This window comes from Sphingopyxis sp. (assembly GCF_016704835.1).
Classification (GTDB): domain Bacteria; phylum Pseudomonadota; class Alphaproteobacteria; order Sphingomonadales; family Sphingomonadaceae; genus Sphingopyxis.
On the sequence record NZ_JADIZJ010000021.1, the window covers coordinates 337,221 to 358,187 of the forward strand.

The window sequence follows — 20,967 nt, forward strand, 5'->3', positions numbered from 1 at the left end:
AGAACAACCCGCGCGAGCTTACATATTCGGGTAATTGGGGCCTCCGCCGCCTTCGGGGGTGACCCAGTTGATATTCTGGGTCGGATCCTTGATATCGCACGTCTTGCAATGGACGCAATTCTGCGCGTTGATGACGAACTTCGGATCGCCCTCTTCTTCGCCGACGATTTCATAGACCCCCGCCGGGCAATAGCGCTGCGCGGGTTCGTCATAGAGCGGCAGGTTGTATGCGACCGGGATCGTCGGGTCTTTCAGTTGCAAATGGACCGGCTGATCTTCCTCATGGTTAGTGTTTGACACGAACACCGAGGACAGGCGGTCAAAGGTCAGCACCCCATCAGGCTTCGGATAATCGGGCTTCGGCATCATGTCGGCGCGGTAAAGGCTCTCATTGTCCGGATGATGCTTCATCGTGAACGGCACTTTGATCTTGAGCGTTTCGAGCCACATCGTGATCCCCGACAGAATCGTCCCGCCCAGGTCGCCCCATTTTTCGACGAGCGGCAGCACGTTGCGGACGACGCTCAGTTCCTTCTTGACCCAGCTGTCGTCATAGGCCGTCTGATAGGCGTCGAGCGTGTCGCTGCCGCGTCCAGCACTCACCGCCGCGAACGCCGCCTCGGCCGCCATCATCCCCGATTTCATCGCGGTGTGCGTGCCCTTGATACGCGGTACGTTCAGGAACCCGGCGCTGTCGCCGATCAGCGCCCCGCCTGGGAACGCCAGCTTCGGCACCGACTGGTACCCGCCGTCGCTGATCGCGCGCGCGCCGTAGGACACGCGCTTGCCGCCCTTCAAAACCTTGGCGATCTCGGGATGCGTCTTCCACTTCTGCATCTCCTGGAACGGAGAGATGTGCGGGTTGCGGTAATTGAGCCAGGTGACGAAACCCAGCGCGACCTGGCCGTTCGCCTGATGATAGAGGAACCCGCCGCCATTGGCATGTTCGTCAAGCGGCCAGCCCTGCGTGTGTATCACCCGGCCCGGCGCATGGTTTTCAGGATTGATGTCCCACAATTCCTTGACACCCAGCCCATAGACCTGCGGCTCGCAATCACTGTCGAGCGCGAATTGCGGTTTCAAAATCTTGGTCAGGTGGCCGCGCACGCCCTCGCCAAAGAAGGTATATTTGGCATGGAGTTCCAGCCCAGGCGCATAATCGCCCTTGTGGCTGCCGTCGCGGGCAATGCCCATATCGCCGGTTGCGACGCCTTTGACCGAACCGTCGTCGTTGTAGAGGATTTCTGCCGCGGGAAAGCCGGGGAAAATTTCGACCCCGAGCCCTTCCGCCTGCTCGGCGAGCCAGCGGCACAGATTGCCCAAGCTGCCAGTATAGGTCCCCTTGTTGTGCATGAAGCCGGGGGTAATGATGTGCGGCACCCCGATCTTCTTGGTCTTGGTCAGCACCCAATGCTGGTTGTCGTTGACCGGCACCTCGGCCATCGGACAGCCTTGGGTCCGCCATTCGGGAAGCAATTCGTCGAGCGATTTGGGATCGATCACCGCGCCCGACAGGATATGCGCGCCGACTTCGGACCCTTTTTCCAGGATACAGACCGACAGCTCGCTGCCAGCTTCATTCGCCAGTTGTTTCAGGCGGATCGCCGCCGAAAGTCCCGCCGGACCCGCGCCGACGATGACCACGTCATAGGGCATCGATTCCCGTTCGCTCACTTGCAAAGCCTTTCTGCCGTCCCGGCGCCGATCATTCATCGTAAGCGGCGCTCATTCTGTCACGAAATGCGATGCCCGCCAATTGACGTGTCCGTCAACAGCCTGTTTGGATAAATCACATGGGTGGCTCACAATCAGCCTTGCTGGCGGACAGCATTAGCGACTGGTGGTCACTGGCGGGCGTCGATGCGCTGGTTGGCGAGGAACCGGCAGGCTGGCTCGTCCTGCCGCCGGCGAATGACGCTGCGGCACTGCGGCCCAAACCGACCATCGCGCCGGAATCCGAAGGAGCGCCCCTCCCGGCCATTTTACAGCGCCCGGAAGCACCGCAGACTGTCGCAGCGAAGGGGCCGGTCGTCTTTCCAGACGCTTGGGACGAATTTCAGCAGTGGCTTGCGGCAAGCGACGATGTGCCCGGCAGCCAGTGGGACGCCCGCCGCATTTTGCCCGTCGGCCAGATGAACGCGCCGCTGATGCTGCTCACCGCCTGGCCCGAAATTGACGACCAGCGCGACGGCGCGCTGTTTACCGGCGCCGCAGGCAAGTTGCTCGACGCGATGCTGCTCGCGATCGGAATGAAGCGCGAAGAATGCTATGTGGCAAGTCTCGCGATTACGCGCCCCGCAGGTGGGCGCTGCGACGGCGACGAAGCGGCCCAACTCGACCGGCTGCTGTGGCATCACTTGCTGCTGGCGAAACCCGCACGGTTGTTGCTGATCGGAAGCGACATCGTCCGTATGGCGGTGGCAAGCGAATTGTCCAACACGCGCGGAAAGTTACTGAATATTAACCAAGATGGCGGCAAGGTGGAGACGGTGGCTGTGGCGCATCCCGCGATGCTCCTGGCCCGGCCCGCGCAAAAGGCGGCGGCATGGGATAGCCTGAAACTGCTCAACCGGGGACGTTGACGGATGCAGAATATGACCAAGACTTTCGTTTCATGCGCGGCTCTCGCCGCCGCTTTCGCCGCAGTTCCGGCCTTGGCCGCCGATGCGAGCAGCCGCGACATGGTATCGGCGCCGCAAACGGTGCCCGACATCCTATCGTCGAAACAGAAACAGCTGTACACGCAGGTGCTGACCGCGATCCGCGGCCAGCGCTGGGCCGACGCGAAATCGCTGCTCGATGGCGCGGGAAACGGGCCGCTCGACGACTTCCTGCGCGCCGAGCTGCTCACCGCAGCAAACAGCCCGCGCGCTGAAGTTGCCGACATCATGCCGATTCTGTCGCGTTCGCCCCATCTGCCGCAGGCTGAACAGCTTGGCCGGCTTGCCGCAAAGCGCGGCGCGACCGACCTGCCGACGCTTCCCTCGCAAGCCCGCCTCACCTGGGCCGGAACCGCGCCCCGCCGCATCGGCGCCGATGCGGTCAGCGGCGACCCCGTTGCGGCCGCGCTTGCCCGTTCGATCCCCGAACGCATCAAGAATGACGACCCTGCCGGCGCCGAAGCGCTGCTGAACGCAGCGGGCGATCAGTTGACGCCCGAGGCTCGCAACGAATGGCGGCAAAAGGTCGCCTGGTCCTATTATATCGAAAATGACGACATAAATGCGCTGCGCCTCGCGAACGAATGCAGCAACGGTCAGGGTGCTTGGTCGACGCAGGGCGCATGGGTCAAGGGTCTCGCGGCTTGGCGTACGCGCGACTATCGCGCCGCGCTGACCGCCTTTGACCGTGTGTCGAAAGAGGCGCCCGACAGCGAATTGCGCGCCGCCGCTTATTATTGGGCTGCGCGCTCCGCGATCGCGGCGGGCGAACCCGCATCGGTGCAGCCACGCCTGCGCGCCGCCGCCGCCAACGAAGAGACCTTTTACGGCCTCCTTGCCGCCGAAACGCTCGGCGTCGAACCGCGCCGCCAGCGCGAGAATGTGCGCGCCGACCGCAGCGCCTGGCGCACGCTCGAAGACCTGCCGAACGTCCGCTCTGCAATGGCGCTGTCGGAGATTGGCGAAGACCAATATGCCGATTCCGTGCTGCGTCATCAGGCGCGGATCGGCGATGCGCGCCAGCACGAACAATTGCTCGCGATCGCCGGCACATTGAGCCTGCCCGAAACTCAGCTCTACCTCGCCCATAATACGCCGCAGGGCCGCAAACCCGCGGCGCAGGCTCGCTACCCGCAGCCAAAGTGGGAACCGAACGGCGGATGGAAGGTCGATCCCGCCCTCGTTTTCGCGCACACGCTGCAAGAATCGCGTTTTCAGCGCAGCGTCGTCAGCCCCGCGGGCGCCTTCGGCCTGATGCAGGTGCGTCCGGGCACCGCGCGCGACGTCGCGCGCTGGCGCGGCGACAGCGGCACGGGCGATCTACGCATTCCCGCGGTCAACATGGACATGGGGCAGAGCTATCTGCAATATCTCGCCCGCGACGCCTCGACCGGCGGCCAGCTGCCCAAGGTGATCGCCGCCTATAACGCCGGGCCCGCGCCCGTCGCGCGCTGGCAGTCCGAAATTCGCGATAATGGCGATCCTTTGCTCTACATGGAATCGATCCCCTATTGGGAAACGCGCGGTTATGTCGGTATCGTGCTGCGCAATTACTGGATGTACGAAGCGCAGCAGGGCAAGCCGTCGGTCAGCCGCGCCGCGCTCGCGCAGGGCAAATGGCCGCGCTTCCCCGACAGCAAAGACCGCACCCGCCTGACCTGGGCGGGCGGCTTGGCCAATGCCGATTGACGAAAGCCTTGTCTTCAAACCGGTCCGGATCGCGCTGCTGACGATTTCGGACAGCCGCAGCGCGGCCGAAGACCGCTCGGGCGACAAGCTGGAAGAATTGCTGAGCGCCGCGGGCCACATCCTCGCCGCGCGCGCGATTATCAAAGACGAAACCGACCTGATCGTCTCGCGCCTCCATAACTGGATCGACGATCCCGAGGTCGATGCCGTCATCACCACCGGCGGCACCGGCTTGACCGGCCGCGATGTGACGCCCGAGGCGCTGCACCGGCTCGACGGCAAGGACATCCCCGGGTTTGGCGAACTGTTCCGCTGGCTCAGCTACCAAACAATCGGCACCTCGACGATCCAGTCGCGTGCCTGCGCCATCGTTGCGCGCGGTACCTACATCTTCGCGCTCCCCGGCTCGACCGGAGCGGTAAGCGACGCGTGGGAAGGCATTTTGGCGACCCAGCTCGATAGCCGGAACAAGCCGTGCAATTTCGTCGAACTGATGCCGCGGTTGATGGAATAGGGCCAACTTTGGAATCGTCGTCACCCCGGACTTGATCCGGGGTCATTTCACCGCTGCCGAATGGATGCCAGATCAAGTCCGGCATGACGATGAGGTGCTTCATTCAGCTATTTGTTCTTTATTTGTTCCCATTGACACGATAGTCTGCCTCGGTGGAATCGACCAAATCCCTCCCGCCAATCTCGGGCCGCGGCGCCGCCGCCAATCCACGCCCGACGCGCACCGGATCGCTCGATCGCGAGCCCGATGGCGACTGGCTCGACATCGCCGAACTGATAGACGGCGCCCCACCCCCTCTCCGCACCACCGTCACCGTCGAACACCCCAAAACGATCATCGCTCGCAACACGTCGCCCGACATCGGCTTCGACCGTTCGATCAATCCCTATCGCGGCTGCGAACATGGCTGCATCTACTGCTACGCGCGCCCGACCCATGCCTTTCACGACCTGTCACCCGGCCTCGATTTCGAAAGCCGTCTGTTCGCCAAGCCCGACGCGGCCAAGCTTCTGCGCGCCGAGCTGGCCAAGCGCGGCTACACCGCCGCGCCGCTAGCGATCGGCACCAACACCGACGGCTACCAGCCAATCGAGCGCGAATGGGGCATCACGCGGTCGGTGATCGCGGTGCTCGCCGAAACCCGCCACCCGCTGCTCATCACCACCAAATCCGACCGGCTGCTGCGCGATATCGACCTGCTCGCCGCCATGGCCCGCGACAATCTGGTCGGTGTGGCGATTTCGGTCACGACGCTCGACCCCGGCCTCGCGCGCACCCTCGAACCGCGTGCGCCGCACCCCAAACGCCGCCTCGCCGCGATCCGCCAGCTCATCGACGCCGGGGTGCCGACGCAGGTCAATATCTCGCCAATCATCCCCGCGATCACCGATCACGAGATCGAAGCGATCATGACCGCCGCTGCACAGGCAGGCGCGATCCGCGCCTCTTATATCCTGATGCGCCTGCCGTATGAGGTCGCGCCCTTGTTTCGCGCCTGGCTTGCCGCGCACTACCCCGACCGTGCCGACAAGGTGATGCACATGGTGCAGGACATTCGCGGCGGTCGCGACAACGACCCCAGTTTCTTCGCGCGCATGAAAGGGCACGGCGTTTGGGCGCAGCTCATCCGCACCCGCGTCAAGCGCGCCGCGCACGGGCACGGCATGGACAAGAGCTTTCCGCCGCTCCGGAGCGACCTGTTCCGCCCGCCCGCACGCGACGGGCAGATGGAGCTATTTTAGGCCGCCGCCAGCGACTTCAGCTTATAATCCTTATAATCGTCCCTGATCTGCCGCTTTAAAATCTTGCCCGTCGCCGTATGCGGCAACTCATCGACAAACACGATCTCATCGGGCAGCCACCATTTGGCGATCTTGTCCTTGAGATAATCAACGATGCTAGCCTCGCTCACCTCAGCCCCCGGTTTCCGGACGATCAGCAGGATCGGCCGCTCATCCCATTTGGGATGATAGACCCCCACCGCCGCCGCCTCCTGTACCCCCGGCGCGCCGACCGCTGCATTTTCCAGTTCAATCGACGAAATCCATTCGCCGCCCGATTTGATCACATCCTTGGCGCGGTCGGTGATCTGCATGACACCATCGGGGTGGATCACCGACACATCGCCGGTGTCGAACCATCCGTCGGCATCGGCGGCATCGCTGTCGGCCCGGAAATAACGCTGAATGATCCACGGCCCGCGGCATTGCAGCCGCCCGCTCGTCACCCCGTCGCGCGGCAGTTCGTTGTCCTCGTCGTCAACGATACGCAGCTCGACGCCGAATGGTGGACAGCCCTGGCGCGCAACGACATTGACGCGCTCGTCAAAGCTCATTTCATCCCAGCTCCACGGGCGCTTGCCCATCGTCCCGATCGGGCTGGTTTCGGTCATCCCCCATGCGTGGCCGACGTCGATCCCCGCTTTCATAAAGCGCTCGATCATCGCGCGCGGACACGCCGATCCACCGATGATGACGCGGTGCAGTTTGCCATAGTCGATACCCGTTGCGTCCATATGCGCGAACATCGCGATCCACACGGTCGGCACCCCGGCGCTGTGCGTCACACCTTCGCTGTGCATCAGGTCGCACAGCACCGCGGCGTCGTTGGTCGCCGAAAACACCAGTTTTGCCCCCACCGTCGCCGCGGCAAAGGGGATGCCCCAGCTGTTCGCGTGGAACATCGGCACGATCGGCAGGATCACGCTGCGGTTCGACATGTCGAACACATCGGGCTGGATCTCGGTGATCGCATGGATGACGTTCGAGCGATGCTCGTAGAGCACGCCCTTCGGATTGCCCGTGGTGCCGCTGGTGTAGCAGAGCCCGACCGGATCGCGCTCGTCGAGGTCGACCCACTGGAAACTGCCGTCCTCGGCATCGATCAGATCGCGGTACGACAGATAACCGTCCTGTGCCGGCGCATCGAACAGGATGAAATGCTCGACGGTTGGCAATTGGCTGCGCAGCCGCTCGACGATCGGCAGGAACATTGCGTCGAACAGCAGCACGCGGTCGTCGGCATGGTTGATGATATAAACCAGCTGTTCGTCGAACAGTCGCGGATTGACCGTGTGCAGCACCCCGCCGATGCCGGCACTGCCGTACCAGCTGACCAGATGGTGGCCGTGGTTCATCGCCAGTGTCGCGATGCGGTCGCCCTTTTGCATCCCCAGCTTGACCATCGCCGCGGCAAAGCGGCGCGCATCCTGCCCGACTTCGCCCCAGTTCGATCGCGTGACGCTGCCATTGGCCCAGCGCGAGACGATTTCGCGTCCCGCATGTTCGCGCGCGGCATGATCGATCAGGCTGGTGACCAGCAGCGGCTGGCTTTGCATTCCGGACATTTAGGGATTCCTCTCTTATTTCCTCAAAGGATAAGGCGAGGACGGCGGTTTACGCAAGCGTGAAGCGGGATCAGCGCACCCGAAAATCGCGCGGCGTAACCAGCGACAGCGCGGTGTCGCTGATCCCGGCAACCGTTTCGAGCCGCGCCACGACATCGGCACCGAGCGCAAAGCGGCGGCCCAGACATATCCTGATCACGCCACCGGTGTCGGGGTCGTCCGCCACGACAATCACCTTACCGCGCGCATCGTCGCGCCGTTCGAGCAGGCGCGCCATGTCGGAAATCGCCTCGGGCAGCGCGACGCGGCATGTCAGCTCCAGCGCCGCGGTCGCCGCAATCTCGGCCAGCGGCTGCGCCCCGCGCACCGTCACGCGCGGCGTCTCTTCGCCTTCGAGCAGGTCGAGTTCGACCGACAGGATCGCGCAGCCACCATCGGTCGCGAGTGATTCCAGCAGTTTGCAAGTCTGTTCATCAAAACAGCTCGACTGAAACTGCCCACTGCGGTCCGACAGCGTCAAGTTCAGGAAGCGGTTGCCGCGCTGCGACACCCGGGCCTTGGCGTTCTCCACCATGCCCGCCATCGTCATCGGGATCCGTGTCCCCGGCGTCATTTCGACCTGCGCGCAGATGTCACCATAGGTCCGCGCCCCGCGCGCGCCGCGACGATCGCTTCATATTGCTCGACCGGGTGTGACGAGAAATAGAAGCCGAACGCCTCCTTTTCGCGCGTCATCCGCTCTGCGAGTGTCCAGGGCTCGGCGGTCGGCAACTGCAGCACCGGCGCCACGTCGATGTCGCCACCGAACAGGCCGCCTTGCCCGGTCGACCGCTCGTGTGCCGACGAATTGGCGCAGGCGAGCAGACTTTCGGCTCCCGCATAGGCGCGCGGGCGGTTGGGTTCGACCCCGTCGAACGCCCCCGCCGCGGCCAGCGCCTCGATCTGCCGCCGGTTGAGCAGCTTGGGATCGATCCGCGCCGCAAAATCGTCGAGGCTGGCAAAATCGCCCTTCGCTTGCCGTTCGGCGACCAACGCCTCCATCGCCTTTTCGCCCACACCCTTCAGCGCACCGAGCGCGAATCGCACCGTCAGGTCGTCGCCGCTCTGGCCAACCGAAAAATCGGCCTCGCTCTCATTGATCGACGGCGGCGCCACCGCGATGCCCGACCGCCGCATGTCGTCGATAAAGATCGACAATTTGTCGGTCTGATGGCTGTCGAACGACATCGACGCCGCAAAGAACTCATGCGGATAATGCGCCTTCAGCCAGGCGGTCTGATACGACAACAAGGCGTAGGCGGCGGCGTGGCTCTTGTTAAAACCATAACCCGCGAATTTGTCGATCAAATCAAACAGTTCATTCGCCGCCTTGGGAGCGATCTGGTTATGCTCGCCGCACCCTTTGACAAAGGTGTCGCGCTGCGCGTCCATTTCGGCCTGAACCTTCTTGCCCATCGCGCGGCGCAGCAGGTCGGCGCCGCCGAGGCTGTAACCGGCCAGGATCTGCGCCGCCTGCATCACCTGTTCCTGATAGACAAAGATGCCATAGGTCTCGGCGAGGATTTCCTCCAGCAGCGGGTGCGGATAGGCGATCGGCTCGCGCCCGTTCTTGCGCGCACCGAACAGCGGAATATTGTCCATCGGCCCGGGCCGATAGAGCGCGACGAGCGCGATGATGTCGCCGAAATTCGTCGGTTTCACCGCCGACAGCGTGCGCCGCATGCCTTCGGATTCCAGCTGGAAGACCCCGACCGTTTCGCCGCGCTGCAGTAGCTCGTACACTGCCGCGTCATCCCAACTCAGCGTATCGAGATCAACGTCGATCCCGCGCAACGCGAGCAGTCGCCGCGCCTCTTTCAAAACCGACAGCGTTTTGAGCCCGAGAAAGTCGAACTTCACCAGCCCCGCGCTCTCGACATATTTCATGTCGAACTGCGTCACCGGCATGTCCGATCGCGGATCGCGATAGAGCGGCACGAGCTGGTCGAGCGGGCGGTCGCCAATCACCACCCCTGCGGCGTGGGTAGAGCTGTGCCGCGGCAGCCCTTCGAGTTGGCGCGCCATGTCGAACAGGCGCCGCACCCCGTCGTCCTGCTTATATTCGGTCATCAGCTCGGACACGCCGTTCAGCGCGCGTTCGAGCGTCCAGGGATCGGTCGGATGGTTCGGCACCAGCTTTGCCAGCCGGTCCACCTGGCCATAACTCATCTGGAGCACGCGACCGGTATCCTTGAGCACCGCGCGCGCTTTCAGTTTCCCGAAGGTGATGATCTGCGCGACGGTGTCGCGTCCATATTTTTCCTGCACATAACGAATGACTTCGCCACGCCGTGTTTCGCAAAAATCGATGTCGAAGTCGGGCATCGACACGCGTTCCGGATTAAGGAAGCGTTCGAACAGCAGGCCGAGTTTCAAAGGGTCGAGATCGGTGATCGTCAGCGCCCACGCAACGACGCTGCCCGCGCCCGAACCGCGCCCCGGCCCAACCGGAATATCCTGCGCCTTTGCCCATTTGATGAAGTCGGCCACGATCAGGAAGTAGCCGGGGAAGCCCATCTGGGTGATCACCCCCACCTCGAAATCGAGCCGGTCGATATAGGTCTGCCGCTCGTCGTCCGTCAGTTCGGCATAAAGCGCCAGCCGCATATCGAGCCCGTCACGCGCATCGCGCGCCAGCTGCGCCGCCTCAGCCTCGCGATCGCCCGCAAGGCTCGGCAGGATCGGGGCGCGGTTGGGCGCCATGAACGCGCAGCGCTGCGCGACCACCACACTGTTGCGCATCGCCTCGGGCAGGTCCGAAAATGCATCCTCCATCGCCTCGGCGGGCTTCAGCCACGCCTCGGGACTGCTCACCCTCCGGTCGGTGCTTTCGACATAGGCCGACTGCGCAATGCAAAGCATCGCATCATGCGCGGGGTGAAATTGCGGTTCGACAAAGCTCGCGGGGTTGGTCGCGACCAGCGGCAGCGCGCGCGCATAGGCGAGGTCGATCAGCGCCTTTTCGGCCGCGATTTCAGCCGCATCGCCGCGCCGCGACAACTCGATATAGAGCCTCCCTGCAAACAGCGCCTCCAGCTGCTCGACATAATCATTCGCCGCGACCGCCTGCTCGCCTGCGAGCAAACGCGTCAGCGCGCCCTCGCCGCCCGCGGTCAGGCAGATCAACCCGTCGGTCCGCCCAGCCATGTCGGCCAGCGTAACGTGCGGGTCCATCTCGACCGGGCGGCCCAAATGCGCGCGCGACACCAGCGCACACAGATTGCCATACCCCGTCTCGTCCTGCGCATAGAGCGCCAGCCAGTCGATCTGTGCCGCGCCATTCGCCAGCCGCTGTCCCGGTCGCGCGACGCTGAGCAGCGCCCCGACGATCGGCTGCACCCCCGCCGCCTTGCACGCATCGCCAAACGCCATCGCGCCGTACAGCCCGTTGCGGTCGCAGATCGCAATCGCCGGAAACCCACGCTCGCGCGCCGCTTTGGCGATCGCCTTCGGCTCGATCGCCCCTTCGAGCATCGTGTAACTGGAAAAGACGCGCAGGGGGACAAAGGGGCTGTAGGCCATGGGGGGACGCTAACGCGGCGCTATTGATTCGACCATGGCTCGATTAACAAAAATGTCATTCCGAGGAGGCGAAGGCGATGCGGCAATCTCCAGCCATCGGCCCCGCGCAATATCGACAGCAGGAGATAGCTTCGCTTCGCGGGCATTGACGCGTTCGGGACGCTACCCCAACAATTCCTCAATCTCTTTGCGCAACTGCTCGGGTTTCGTCGTCGGCGCGTGCCGCGACGCCACCTTGCCGTCACGCCCGACCAAAAATTTCGTGAAGTTCCACTTGATCCCGCTGCCCAGCAGCCCGGTCTTTTCCTGCTTCAGATGCTTGAAGATCGGATCGGCGCCATCGCCATTGACCTCGACCTTCGCCATCACCGGAAAGCTGACGTCATAGGTCAGCGAACAGAAATTCGCGATTTCGGCCGCATCACCCGGCTCCTGCGCCCCGAACTGGTTGCAGGGAAAGGCCAGCACCTCGAACCCGCGGTCCTTATACTCGCGGTACAGCTCCTCCAGCCCCTCATATTGCGGGGTGAAACCGCATTTCGACGCGGTATTGACGATCAGCAGCACCTTGCCGCGATAATCCGCCATCGATTGTTTGGCCCCACCGGGCAGCGGCGCCGAAAAATCATATAGGCTCATGGTCATTTCTCCCCCGCTTTTCGCGGCCTGTAGATGAAATCGAAACTCGTGCCCCACGTGAGCCCATGGTCGGTCGACTGCTCGCCACGCTGGCGCACCGATCCGTCAGGCTGCCTGCTGTATGTCATACGGATAAGCCCGTCCTGACCCTTGGCGACGACATTCGCCCAATGGCCAGTCAGCACCATCTTGCCGCCCGCCGGTCCGCCGTCGAAATCGACCCGCGCGCCGCTGCTGTCGACCCACATCTGCCGCCAATACCGCCGTTCGCTATCATAATGGCTGAACGATCCACCGCTGCCACCCTTCAGCGGCTTCCACGTCTCGCGGATCGCACAGCCCGTGAACATCGCCTCGATGCTGCTCGTCGCCACCTGCGCGCTGCTGCCATTCGCATAGACATCCCACTCACCGACCCAGAAATCGAAAGCGCGATAGTCGGGCGCCGTGCAAGCCGACGCCACCAGCGGCGGCGCAGCAGGCGCCGAAACGGGCGACGGTGACGGCGGCAGCAGGATCGGCGGAGGTGGCGGCGCCGGCGACGGCGGCATCGGAATAGGCGGGGGCGGTGGTGGCGGCGACTGCGCGATTACGGCAGCGGGCGACAGCAAGATTGCGCACAGGATTGGCAGGCGTAGCATCTGGATTCCCCTCCTCTGCCCCGGCCCGCGGACCTTACGCCTCGATCCGCCCGTCGTGCAAGCGCAGCACGCGGTCCATCCGCGCCGCCAGCCGTTCGTTGTGCGTCGCGACCAGCGCCGCCGAGCCATGGTCGCGCACCAGGCTGACGAACTGGTCGAATACCCGGTCGGCAGTCGCCTCGTCCAGGTTGCCCGTCGGCTCGTCGGCCAGCACCAGCATGGGCCGGTTTGCCAGCGCACGCGCCACCGCGACGCGCTGTTGCTCGCCGCCCGACAGCTTGCTCGGCTTGTGCTGCAATCGTTCGCCCAGCCCGAGCCGCCCGAGCAGATCGGCCGCGCGTTCCTCGGCATCGGCTTGTGCCGTCCCGCGAATCAGCTGCGGTAGAACCACATTCTCGATCGCGTTGAAATCGGGCAGGAGATGGTGGAACTGATAGACGAAGCCGATCTTCTCGCGCCGCGTCTTCGTCCGCTCGCCCTGATCATATTGGGTGACGTCCGCGCCATCGATCCGGATCGTCCCGTCGAACCCGCCTTCGAGCAGGCCGACGGCTTGCAACATTGTCGATTTGCCCGATCCCGACGGGCCGAGCAGCGCGACGATCTCGCCGCGCTTCAGATGCGCATCGACCCCGCGCAGCACGTCGATCGTCACATCGCCCTGCGTAAAGCTGCGCTTGAGCGCGACCAGTTCGAGGATCATGTCACTCATAGCGCAGCACCTGTACCGGATCGGTGTTCGCCGCCTTGAACGCGGGATAGAGCGTCGCAAGGAAGCTGAACACGACCGCCATCAGGGCGATACCGGTGATCTCAAACGGATCGGGTTTCGACGGCAACTCGGTCAGGAAACGGATCGATGGATCCCACAAAGGCTGGCCGGTTAGAAATTCGACCCCGCGCAGCACGCCCTGCCGGAAATAGAGCAGCCCGAACCCGAACGCCATCCCCATCAAAGTCCCCGCGACCCCGATCGACAGCCCGATCGCCATGAAGATGCGCAGCACCGCATCGCGCGGCGCCCCCATCGTGCGCAAAATCGCCATGTCGCGGGTCTTGGCGCGCACCAGCATGATCAGCGACGACACGATGTTGAACGCCGCGACCAGTACGATCAGCGACAGGATGACAAACATTGCGACGCGCTCGATCGACAGTGCTTCGAACAGACTGCTGTTCATCTGGCGCCAGTCCGACACCACTGCCTGCGCCGCGACCTTTTCCTTGAGCGGCGCCAATATGCGGTCAACATCGTCGGGGTCGGTCACCTTCACTTCGATCATCCCGATTTGATCCCCCGACAGCAGCAGCAGTTGCGCATCCTCCATCGGCATGACGACATACATCTTGTCGAAGTCATAGACTCCGATCTCGAACACCGCGGTCACCCGATAACTGATTTCGCGAGGTACCGTGCCAAACGGCGTTGGGCGCCCTTGCGGATTGATGATCGTCAAATTCGATCCCACCGTCGCGCCAAGGTTGCGCGCCAGTTCACTGCCGATCGCAACATTGCCGCCATTGGCGGTGAGCGTGTCGAGGCTCCCCTGTAACACCTTTCCGCCCAGCGTCTGGTTGCTCTGAATATCGGGCACCGTCATGCCGCGCACCAATATCCCCTCAACCCGCCCGCCAAAGGTCGCGAGCAGCGGCTGTTCGATGAGTGGCGTCGCCGACACCACATCGGGGGTCGCCCTCGCCTGCTTCAGCACATCGCGCCAATCGTCGAGCCGCCCCCCAAAGCCCTGCACCACGGCATGGCCGTTCAACCCGACGATCTTGTCGAACAGGTCGGCGCGCACTCCGTTCATCACGCTCATCACGATCACCAGCGCCGCAACGCCCAACGTGACGGCGACAAAGCTGAACGCCGCCGCGACAAAGATGAACCCTTCGCCCCGCTGCGGAAGCATATAGCGTTTGAAGATGGTGCGTTCGTAAGGACGCAGGATCATGGAGCAATCGGCCTTTGCGGCGCATGTAAGATGACACGCGTGCGGCCGCTTTAAGCAGAGCCTTCACCGCTGGCAATGGGCGCGGGCATGAGAGTCTTTTGCGACCGATTCGCAGAATATGTTGCACAACGGCCACAGCGCAGGTCAAAAGCGCCGCCGAACGGCTTGCGCAGGGTGACAAACGGCCCTCTTGCGCCTAGCCCGATGACTTCTGGATCAAGCGGCCCCAAGGCCCGGTTCCAGGGAGTGCAGGCCTTTCGCCGGGCCTGCAACAAAAGGGGATGGCGAGTGTTCGTCACACGCGCCCGGGTCTCGAAAGAGGCCCGGGCGTTGTGATTCCGCCGCGAAGCGTCGCCCCGCGAAGGCTGGGGACGCTGGCGGCTCAACCCGGAAACGCTGCGTAAACGACTGCGGCCCCCGCCTTCGCGGGGGCGACGGCTCCTACCCCTCGCTCTCGCTGATATCCTCCAGCATATCGGTATCGAGCACCCGCACCCGTCCCTGCTCGAGCGAAATGACTCCCGATTCCTCCCAGCTGCGCAGCTGGCGATTGATATGCTCGCGGCTCATCCCGGCAAAATTACCGAGTTCGGTCTGGCTGAGCTCGACGCGGTGTGACGCCTCGACATCCTTGCGGATCAGGCGTTTGAGGTAACGTGCGAGCCGCGGCCCCGACGCATAGGCGCGGTCGCTTTCGATCGTCTGGTCGGCGGTGCGCAATCGCCGCGCCAGCTGCTGCATCAGCGACCAGGCAAATTCGGGATGGCTTGCCGCAAAATCCTTGAGCGCGTTGCGACCAAGTTGCAACGCGCTGCCGGCGCTCGTCGCGGTCACCGATGCGGTACGTTCGCCGCCATCGAGCAGCGCGATCTCGCCCAGCACAGCGCCTGGTTCGGCATAGGCCAGCACGATCTCGCGCCCGCCACCGGTCAGCATCGACACGCGTGCCGTGCCCTGGGTCAGGATCAGCATCATGTCGCCCGGGTCGCCCTGGACGAGCAATTCCTTGCCTTTGACAAAGGTGATCTGCACCGCGCGGCTGGTGATATCGGCCCAATCTTCGGCAGACAGACCTGCAAAGATGCTGTCGGGGCCTTGCAGTTCGGCGAGTCTTGCGTGATCCATGCCCCTGATACCCCTCTATCCAAACGGTCAGACCAGCCGGCTCTGTTTCACCGCAGCTTCGATAAAGCCCGCGAACAACGGATGCGGGTCGAACGGCTTCGATTTGAGCTCGGGATGGAACTGGACCCCGATAAACCACGGATGGTCCGGACGCTCAACGATTTCCGGCAACATGCCGTCGGGCGACATGCCCGAAAAGACCAATCCGCCCGTCTCCAGCCGATCGCGATACGCGCCATTGACCTCATACCGATGGCGGTGACGTTCGCTGATGTCATTGGTGCCATAGACGCTCGCGACATGGCTGTTCGGCGACAATTTCGCCTCATAGGCGCCGAGCCGCATCGTGCCGCCCATATCGGTGTTGGCGCCGCGCTTTTGTAGACCTTCGGCGCTCATCCATTCGGTGATCAGTCCCACCACTGGCTCGTCGGTCTTGCCGAATTCGGTGCTCGACGCATCGGCAATACCGCTGGTGTGCCGCGCGGCCTCGATGCACGCCATTTGCATGCCCAGACATATGCCAAAGAAAGGCACGCTCCGTTCGCGCGCAAAGCGCACGCTCGAAATCTTGCCCTCGGACCCGCGCTCGCCGAACCCGCCGGGCACCAAAATGCCGTGCAGCGGTTCCAGATTCGCCGCGAGATCTTCGTCGCGTTCGAACATTTCGGCGTCGAGCCAGCGGATATTGACCTTCACCCGGTGCGCCAAACCGCCATGGACCAGCGCTTCGTTCAACGACTTATAGGCATCGGGCAGCGACACATATTTGCCTACGACGCCGATCGTCACTTCGCCCTCGGGATGCTGCTTGCGATCCATGATGTCGTACCACCGCGACAGGTCGGGGGCGGGCGCATCATGGATCCCGAAATGCCGCAGCACTTCATTGTCGAGCCCTTCGCCATGATATTGCACCGGCACGGAATAAATGCTGTCGGCATCGAGCGCCGGGATCACCGCCTCTTTGCGCACGTTGCAAAATTGCGCGATCTTCGCACGCTCGCCGTCGGGCAGCGGCCGCTCGCAGCGGCAGAGCAGGATTTCGGGCTGGACACCGAGCGAGGCGAGTTCGCGCACGCTATGCTGCGTCGGCTTGGTCTTCAGTTCGCCGGCCGCGGCGATGTACGGCACCAGCGTGACATGGACCGACAACGTCTTGTCGCGTCCCTCTTCGTTGCGCAGTTGGCGGATCGCTTCAATGAACGGAAGCGATTCGATGTCGCCCACGGTGCCGCCAATTTCGCACAGGACGAAATCGAGGTCGTCGAGTTCAGCGCGCGCGAACGCCTTGATCGCATCGGTGACATGCGGGACGACCTGCACCGTCGCGCCAAGATAATCGCCGCGGCGTTCCTTGGTGATGATCTGCTGATAGATGCGGCCCGAGGTGATATTGTCGCTCTGCCGCGCCGCAACGCCGGTAAAGCGTTCATAATGACCAAGATCGAGGTCGGTTTCGGCGCCGTCGTCGGTCACATAGACCTCGCCATGCTGGTACGGCGACATCGTCCCCGGATCGACGTTCAAATAGGGATCGAACTTGCGGATCCGGACGCGATAGCCGCGCGCCTGCAACAAAGCCGCGAGGCTTGCCGCCATCAAACCTTTGCCAAGCGAGGAGACCACGCCGCCGGTGATAAAAATGAACCGCGCCATGGGAGGAAAGACTTACTCAACCGGAGGGGGACGGCGCAAGCCGTCGAATCGCAAACGGCGGAATATATTTCCGCCGCGCGGGCTATGCTGAAAGCCGGAGCTTTGAGTTATTGCTTGGCAGGAGCCTGTGCGGGGGCCGGAGCGGTTCCCTGCGTCGCCGCGGCAGCAGCCGCCGCCAGCGGATCGTCGCTCGCCGGTGCGGGCGCTGCGGTCGCGGGTGCGCCTTGTGCCGGCTGCGCCGGACCGGTCAGCGACGAGGCCGGCGCGGGACCGCTCGTCTGCGCCGATTTCGACAGCGAGGTGTCGATCGTCGAACCGCTGCGACCGACCGAAGCCATCGCCGCCAGGACGATCGACAGGCCAACGAACAAGCAGGCCAAAATGGTCGTTGCCCGGGTCATGAAATCCGCCGCGCCGCGCGCCGACAACATCCCGCCGGGGCTGCCGCCAACCCCCAAACCGCCACCTTCCGACTTTTGCATCAGAATGACGCCGATCATCGCCGCGGCAACGAGCGCCTGCAAGACGAGAATGAAGGTGAAAAGGCTGGACATCATATTTTCCTGATCTTGCACGACCTCAAACGGACCGCGCCCGCGGCGCACATAGAGACGAAGCGGCCGCGCTTCAAGCATATCGTCGCCGTGCGACGATCCTCGCTGACGTGTAACGATGGGAGGTGGCAGCGCGAAGCGCTGACGGATGGGCAATGGCACTAACGTCGCGGCCCCTCCACCACTTGCTTCGCAAGCGGTCCCCCTCCCCATGACTACGCCGCAGCGATGATCGGGCTAGGTCACCCCAACTCGGCCGCCGCCGCCACAATCGGCATAAATTTCGCCGCGGTCAGGCTCGCGCCACCCACCAGCGCCCCATCGACATCACCCGCCCCGAGCAATTCGGCAGCATTGTCGCCATTCACCGACCCGCCGTACAACAAGCGCATATTGTCCGCGGCGCCCCCAAAACGCGCTGCCAGCGCGCCGCGGATCGCACCGTGCATCGCCGCCACATCGCCCACCGTCGGCACCAGCCCGGTGCCGATCGCCCAGATCGGTTCATAAGCGATCGCCAGCCGGTCCGCGTCGAAATCATCGGGGACCGATCCGGCGAGCTGCTCAAGCACATAATCGATCGCACCGCCCGATTCGCGCACCTCGCGCGGCTCGCCGACGCACAATATGACCGACAGGCCCGCCGCCATCCCTGCCTTGGCTTTGGCGCACACATCGCCATCGCCCTCGCCGCATCCTTCGCGCCGCTCGCTATGCCCGACGATCACCACGCTGGCACCAGCATCGACCAGCATCCCCGCCGCGACCGACCCGGTGAACGCGCCCGACGCAGCGTGATGGCAATCCTGTCCGCCGATCACGGCGCCCGGCGCAGCTGCGACCATTGCACCGATCAGCGTGTACGGCGGACAAAGCGCCACATCGACGCCGGCATGATCGCCTGCCGCGGCAAAAATCGCCTGCGCATCGGCGATCGACGCGGTCACGCCATTCATTTTCCAGTTGCCGACCACATATTTTCGCCGTGCCATCGCCGCGTCGCTCCCGCTGTCTGAATGATCGAATTGCCCTAGCGGCGGGCGGGGCCAATAGGCAAGCAGTGTCGCGGCGTCATGAAAAGCCCGTTTCGCGCCTTGATGCACCGCCATCGCGCCTCTAAAGCATCGCGCAACCGTGCGCCCTCGCGCCCCGCCGAAAGATTGCCTGCCCCATGATCACCGCCATCCGCCGCATGTTTTCCTCAACCATCGGCAAATTCCTTGCGCTGGGCTTTGTCGTCCTCGTCGGGGTGGCCTTTGCGCTCAGCGACGTCACCGGCAATTCGACCTTTGGCGGCATTGGCGGTGCCAATGTCGCGAAAGTCGGCGGCGAAGAAATCGGCGTCGGCGAGCTGCGCGACAGAGTGCGCCTGGCCTACAACCAGGCACGGCAGAACCAGCCCGGGATGACGATGGCAGCGTTTGTCGAATCGGGCGGGCTCGACCAGGTGCTCGACCAGATGGTAGAGGGAATGGCGTTCGACCAATTCGCCACCGAGCTGGGCTTTGGCGTCAGCAAACGGCTGATTGATGGCCGCATCGCCGACATCCCCGCCTTTGCTGGCGTATCGGGCAGCTTTGACCAGACCGCCTTCAAAACCTTCCTCCGCCAGAACGGCATGACCGAGGCGCAGCTGCGCCGCGACCTGCGCCAGCAACTGCTGATCGAACAGATCGCCGCCCCGATCGCCAGCATGCCGCGCCTCGCCTCCGGCATGGCGCAACCCTATGCCGCGCTGCTGCTCGAACAGCGCCGCGGTCAGGCGACTTTCATTCCCGCCAGCCCCTTCGCGCCGACCGCCGACCCTGGCGACGCCGCGCTCAAGACCTACCTCACCCAGAATGCCGCCAAATTCACCGTGCCCGAACGCCGTGTGATCCAATATGCGACGTTCGACGCGGCCAGTGTTCCGGTTCCGGCGGTCACCGACGCCGAAATCGCCAAAGTCTACAAGGACAATGCCGCGCAATACGCCGCGAGCGAAACGCGCCGTTTTGCGCAGGTGATCGCGCCCGATCAGGCAACCGCCAATGCACTGGCCGCAAAAGTGCGCAGCGGCACACCGCTCGCCGCCGCGGCGCAGGCCGCGGGCCTGTCGGCGTCGACCACTGGCGACCTCACCCAATCATCCTACGCCGCCACCAGCACCGCCGCCGCGGCGAAGGCCGCTTTCGCCGCTAGGCAGGGCGACCTGATCGGCCCGATCCAGACCGGCCTTGGCTGGAGCGTCGCGCGCGTCGAGGACGTCACCGCGCGTCCCGCCAAAAGCCTGGCCGACGCCAGCGCCAACATCCGCACCGAACTCGCCAAAAACAAGGCGAACGAGGCGATCGTCGATTATTACAATACGATCCAGGACGCCGTGAACAGCGGCGCATCGATCGAGGAAGTCGCCGCCGACCGCAAACTGACGCTCGCCACTACCCCCGCCCTCCTGCCGAGCGGCCGCGTTCCCGGCCAGCCCGCCTACACCCTGCCCGCCGAACTCGCGCCGCTCGTCAGCCAGGCGTTTCAGGGCAGCTCGGAAGGCGAAGGCCAACTGGCGACGCTGGTTGAGAACCAGAAATTCGCCATCTATGCCGTCAAATCGATTGTCGCCGCGGCGCCGCCGCCCTTCGCGCAGATCCGCGCCGACCTGCTCACCGACTGGCGTTTCGCGCAGGGGCAAAAGGTCGCCCGCGACAAGGCCCGCGCGATTGTCAAGGCAGTCGAGGGTGGCCAGACGCTCGGCGCCGCGGTCACCGCCGCCGGACCGAACATCGGCAGCGTCCAGACGATTGGCGGCCGCCGCGGCGAGCTCGGCCAGAACGGCCAGCCGGTGCCGCCCGAACTCGCGCTGCTGTTTTCGATGGCAAAAAATAGCGTCAAGACGCTCGAAATCCCCGGCAATCGCGGCTGGATGGTGATCGCGCTCGCCGACGTCCAGCGCCCGGATCCCAAATCGATCGATCCCGCCCGCGTCGCCGCCATCGCGCAGCCGCTCGCCCCCGCCTTCGGCAACGAACTGATCGAACAGCTTGCGGGCGAAGCCAAGCGCCGCGTCGGGGTGACGATCAACAAAAAACTAGTCGAGCAGCTGCGCCAGGAACTCACCGGCACCGCTCCGGTCGCCGAATAACGTCCTG

At 64.0% G+C, this 20,967-nt stretch carries 15 protein-coding genes and 1 pseudogene; 5 read left to right on the forward strand and 11 right to left on the reverse strand.

Going from position 1 to position 20,967, the window contains the following annotated elements; translation table 11 throughout:
- Positions 1–18: 18 nt before the first annotated feature.
- A complete protein-coding gene (locus tag IPF76_RS16685) occupies positions 19–1,674 on the reverse strand; it encodes an electron transfer flavoprotein-ubiquinone oxidoreductase (protein ID WP_293846350.1) in 1,656 nt (551 codons plus the stop codon).
- A 119-nt stretch (positions 1,675–1,793) separates the two neighbouring features.
- On the opposite strand from IPF76_RS16685, the gene IPF76_RS16690 reads away from it, so the two are divergent.
- From IPF76_RS16690 to IPF76_RS16705, 4 genes are all read left to right on the forward strand, one after another.
- The gene (locus IPF76_RS16690) at positions 1,794–2,582 is read left to right on the forward strand and encodes a uracil-DNA glycosylase family protein (RefSeq protein WP_293846352.1); all 789 of its coding nucleotides are present in this window, start codon (positions 1,794–1,796) and stop codon (positions 2,580–2,582) included.
- Between the two features lie 12 nt (positions 2,583–2,594).
- Positions 2,595–4,349 carry a lytic transglycosylase domain-containing protein gene (locus tag IPF76_RS16695; protein WP_293846354.1) on the forward strand — a complete coding sequence of 585 codons (1,755 nt, stop codon included), beginning with the start codon at positions 2,595–2,597 and terminating at the stop codon, positions 4,347–4,349.
- On the forward strand, positions 4,339–4,863 hold the full coding sequence (gene moaB, locus IPF76_RS16700) for a molybdenum cofactor biosynthesis protein B (protein ID WP_293846356.1): 525 nt from the start codon (positions 4,339–4,341) through the stop codon (positions 4,861–4,863). Before IPF76_RS16695 ends, moaB begins: the two co-directional genes overlap by 11 nt.
- Before the next feature lie 179 nt (positions 4,864–5,042).
- On the forward strand, positions 5,043–6,104 hold the full coding sequence (locus tag IPF76_RS16705) for a PA0069 family radical SAM protein (RefSeq protein WP_293847385.1): 1,062 nt from the start codon (positions 5,043–5,045) through the stop codon (positions 6,102–6,104).
- On the opposite strand, the gene IPF76_RS16710 is transcribed toward IPF76_RS16705, so the two are convergent.
- From IPF76_RS16710 to tpiA, 10 genes and pseudogenes are all read right to left on the reverse strand, one after another.
- Complete coding sequence (locus tag IPF76_RS16710) at positions 6,101–7,699, reverse strand: long-chain fatty acid--CoA ligase (protein ID WP_293847386.1); 1,599 nt, start codon at positions 7,697–7,699, stop codon at positions 6,101–6,103. The two genes, IPF76_RS16705 and IPF76_RS16710, sit on opposite strands and share 4 nt — an antisense overlap.
- Before the next feature lie 79 nt (positions 7,700–7,778).
- Positions 7,779–11,269: pseudogene (dnaE, locus tag IPF76_RS16715) on the reverse strand (DNA polymerase III subunit alpha).
- Positions 11,270–11,431: 162 nt separating this feature from the next.
- Positions 11,432–11,908 carry a glutathione peroxidase gene (locus IPF76_RS16720; RefSeq protein ID WP_293846358.1) on the reverse strand — a complete coding sequence of 159 codons (477 nt, stop codon included), beginning with the start codon at positions 11,906–11,908 and terminating at the stop codon, positions 11,432–11,434.
- Positions 11,909–11,910: 2 nt separating this feature from the next.
- Entirely contained in the window at positions 11,911–12,549 is a 639-nt protein-coding gene (locus IPF76_RS16725) for a hypothetical protein (RefSeq protein ID WP_293846360.1), read from the reverse strand.
- Between the two features lie 34 nt (positions 12,550–12,583).
- Positions 12,584–13,261, reverse strand: coding sequence for an ABC transporter ATP-binding protein (locus IPF76_RS16730; RefSeq protein WP_293846361.1), 678 nt, complete (start codon positions 13,259–13,261; stop codon positions 12,584–12,586).
- Positions 13,254–14,504, reverse strand: coding sequence for a lipoprotein-releasing ABC transporter permease subunit (locus IPF76_RS16735; protein WP_293846362.1), 1,251 nt, complete (start codon positions 14,502–14,504; stop codon positions 13,254–13,256). Before IPF76_RS16735 ends, IPF76_RS16730 begins: the two co-directional genes overlap by 8 nt.
- Positions 14,505–14,945: 441 nt before the next feature.
- On the reverse strand, positions 14,946–15,629 hold the full coding sequence (locus IPF76_RS16740) for a Crp/Fnr family transcriptional regulator (protein ID WP_293846364.1): 684 nt from the start codon (positions 15,627–15,629) through the stop codon (positions 14,946–14,948).
- Positions 15,630–15,656: 27 nt separating this feature from the next.
- On the reverse strand, positions 15,657–17,288 hold the full coding sequence (locus IPF76_RS16745; RefSeq protein WP_293846366.1) for a CTP synthase: 1,632 nt from the start codon (positions 17,286–17,288) through the stop codon (positions 15,657–15,659).
- Between the two features lie 107 nt (positions 17,289–17,395).
- Positions 17,396–17,845 carry a preprotein translocase subunit SecG gene (gene secG, locus IPF76_RS16750; protein ID WP_293846368.1) on the reverse strand — a complete coding sequence of 150 codons (450 nt, stop codon included), beginning with the start codon at positions 17,843–17,845 and terminating at the stop codon, positions 17,396–17,398.
- 239 nt (positions 17,846–18,084) lie between these two features.
- Positions 18,085–18,834 carry a triose-phosphate isomerase gene (tpiA, locus tag IPF76_RS16755; RefSeq protein WP_293847387.1) on the reverse strand — a complete coding sequence of 250 codons (750 nt, stop codon included), beginning with the start codon at positions 18,832–18,834 and terminating at the stop codon, positions 18,085–18,087.
- Positions 18,835–19,013: 179 nt separating this feature from the next.
- Between tpiA and IPF76_RS16760 the strand changes: the two genes are divergently transcribed.
- A complete protein-coding gene (locus IPF76_RS16760) occupies positions 19,014–20,960 on the forward strand; it encodes a peptidylprolyl isomerase (protein WP_293846370.1) in 1,947 nt (648 codons plus the stop codon).
- Positions 20,961–20,967 lie beyond the last annotated feature (7 nt).

What these genes read in the sequence shown, in the direction of transcription:
- secG (WP_293846368.1), bottom strand. Translation starts at nt 17,845, where the DNA reads ATGATGTCCAGCCTTTTCACCTTCATTCTCGTCTTGCAGGCGCTCGTT.
- IPF76_RS16735 (WP_293846362.1), bottom strand. Translation starts at nt 14,504, where the DNA reads ATGATCCTGCGTCCTTACGAACGCACCATCTTCAAACGCTATATGCTT.
- IPF76_RS16695 (WP_293846354.1), top strand. Translation starts at nt 2,595, where the DNA reads ATGACCAAGACTTTCGTTTCATGCGCGGCTCTCGCCGCCGCTTTCGCC.
- IPF76_RS16760 (WP_293846370.1), top strand. Translation starts at nt 19,014, where the DNA reads ATGATCACCGCCATCCGCCGCATGTTTTCCTCAACCATCGGCAAATTC.
- IPF76_RS16690 (WP_293846352.1), top strand. Translation starts at nt 1,794, where the DNA reads ATGGGTGGCTCACAATCAGCCTTGCTGGCGGACAGCATTAGCGACTGG.
- tpiA (WP_293847387.1), bottom strand. Translation starts at nt 18,834, where the DNA reads ATGGCACGGCGAAAATATGTGGTCGGCAACTGGAAAATGAATGGCGTG.
- moaB (WP_293846356.1), top strand. Translation starts at nt 4,339, where the DNA reads ATGCCGATTGACGAAAGCCTTGTCTTCAAACCGGTCCGGATCGCGCTG.
- IPF76_RS16710 (WP_293847386.1), bottom strand. Translation starts at nt 7,699, where the DNA reads ATGCAAAGCCAGCCGCTGCTGGTCACCAGCCTGATCGATCATGCCGCG.
- IPF76_RS16745 (WP_293846366.1), bottom strand. Translation starts at nt 17,288, where the DNA reads ATGGCGCGGTTCATTTTTATCACCGGCGGCGTGGTCTCCTCGCTTGGC.
- IPF76_RS16725 (WP_293846360.1), bottom strand. Translation starts at nt 12,549, where the DNA reads ATGCTACGCCTGCCAATCCTGTGCGCAATCTTGCTGTCGCCCGCTGCC.
- IPF76_RS16720 (WP_293846358.1), bottom strand. Translation starts at nt 11,908, where the DNA reads ATGAGCCTATATGATTTTTCGGCGCCGCTGCCCGGTGGGGCCAAACAA.
- IPF76_RS16740 (WP_293846364.1), bottom strand. Translation starts at nt 15,629, where the DNA reads ATGGATCACGCAAGACTCGCCGAACTGCAAGGCCCCGACAGCATCTTT.
- IPF76_RS16730 (WP_293846361.1), bottom strand. Translation starts at nt 13,261, where the DNA reads ATGAGTGACATGATCCTCGAACTGGTCGCGCTCAAGCGCAGCTTTACG.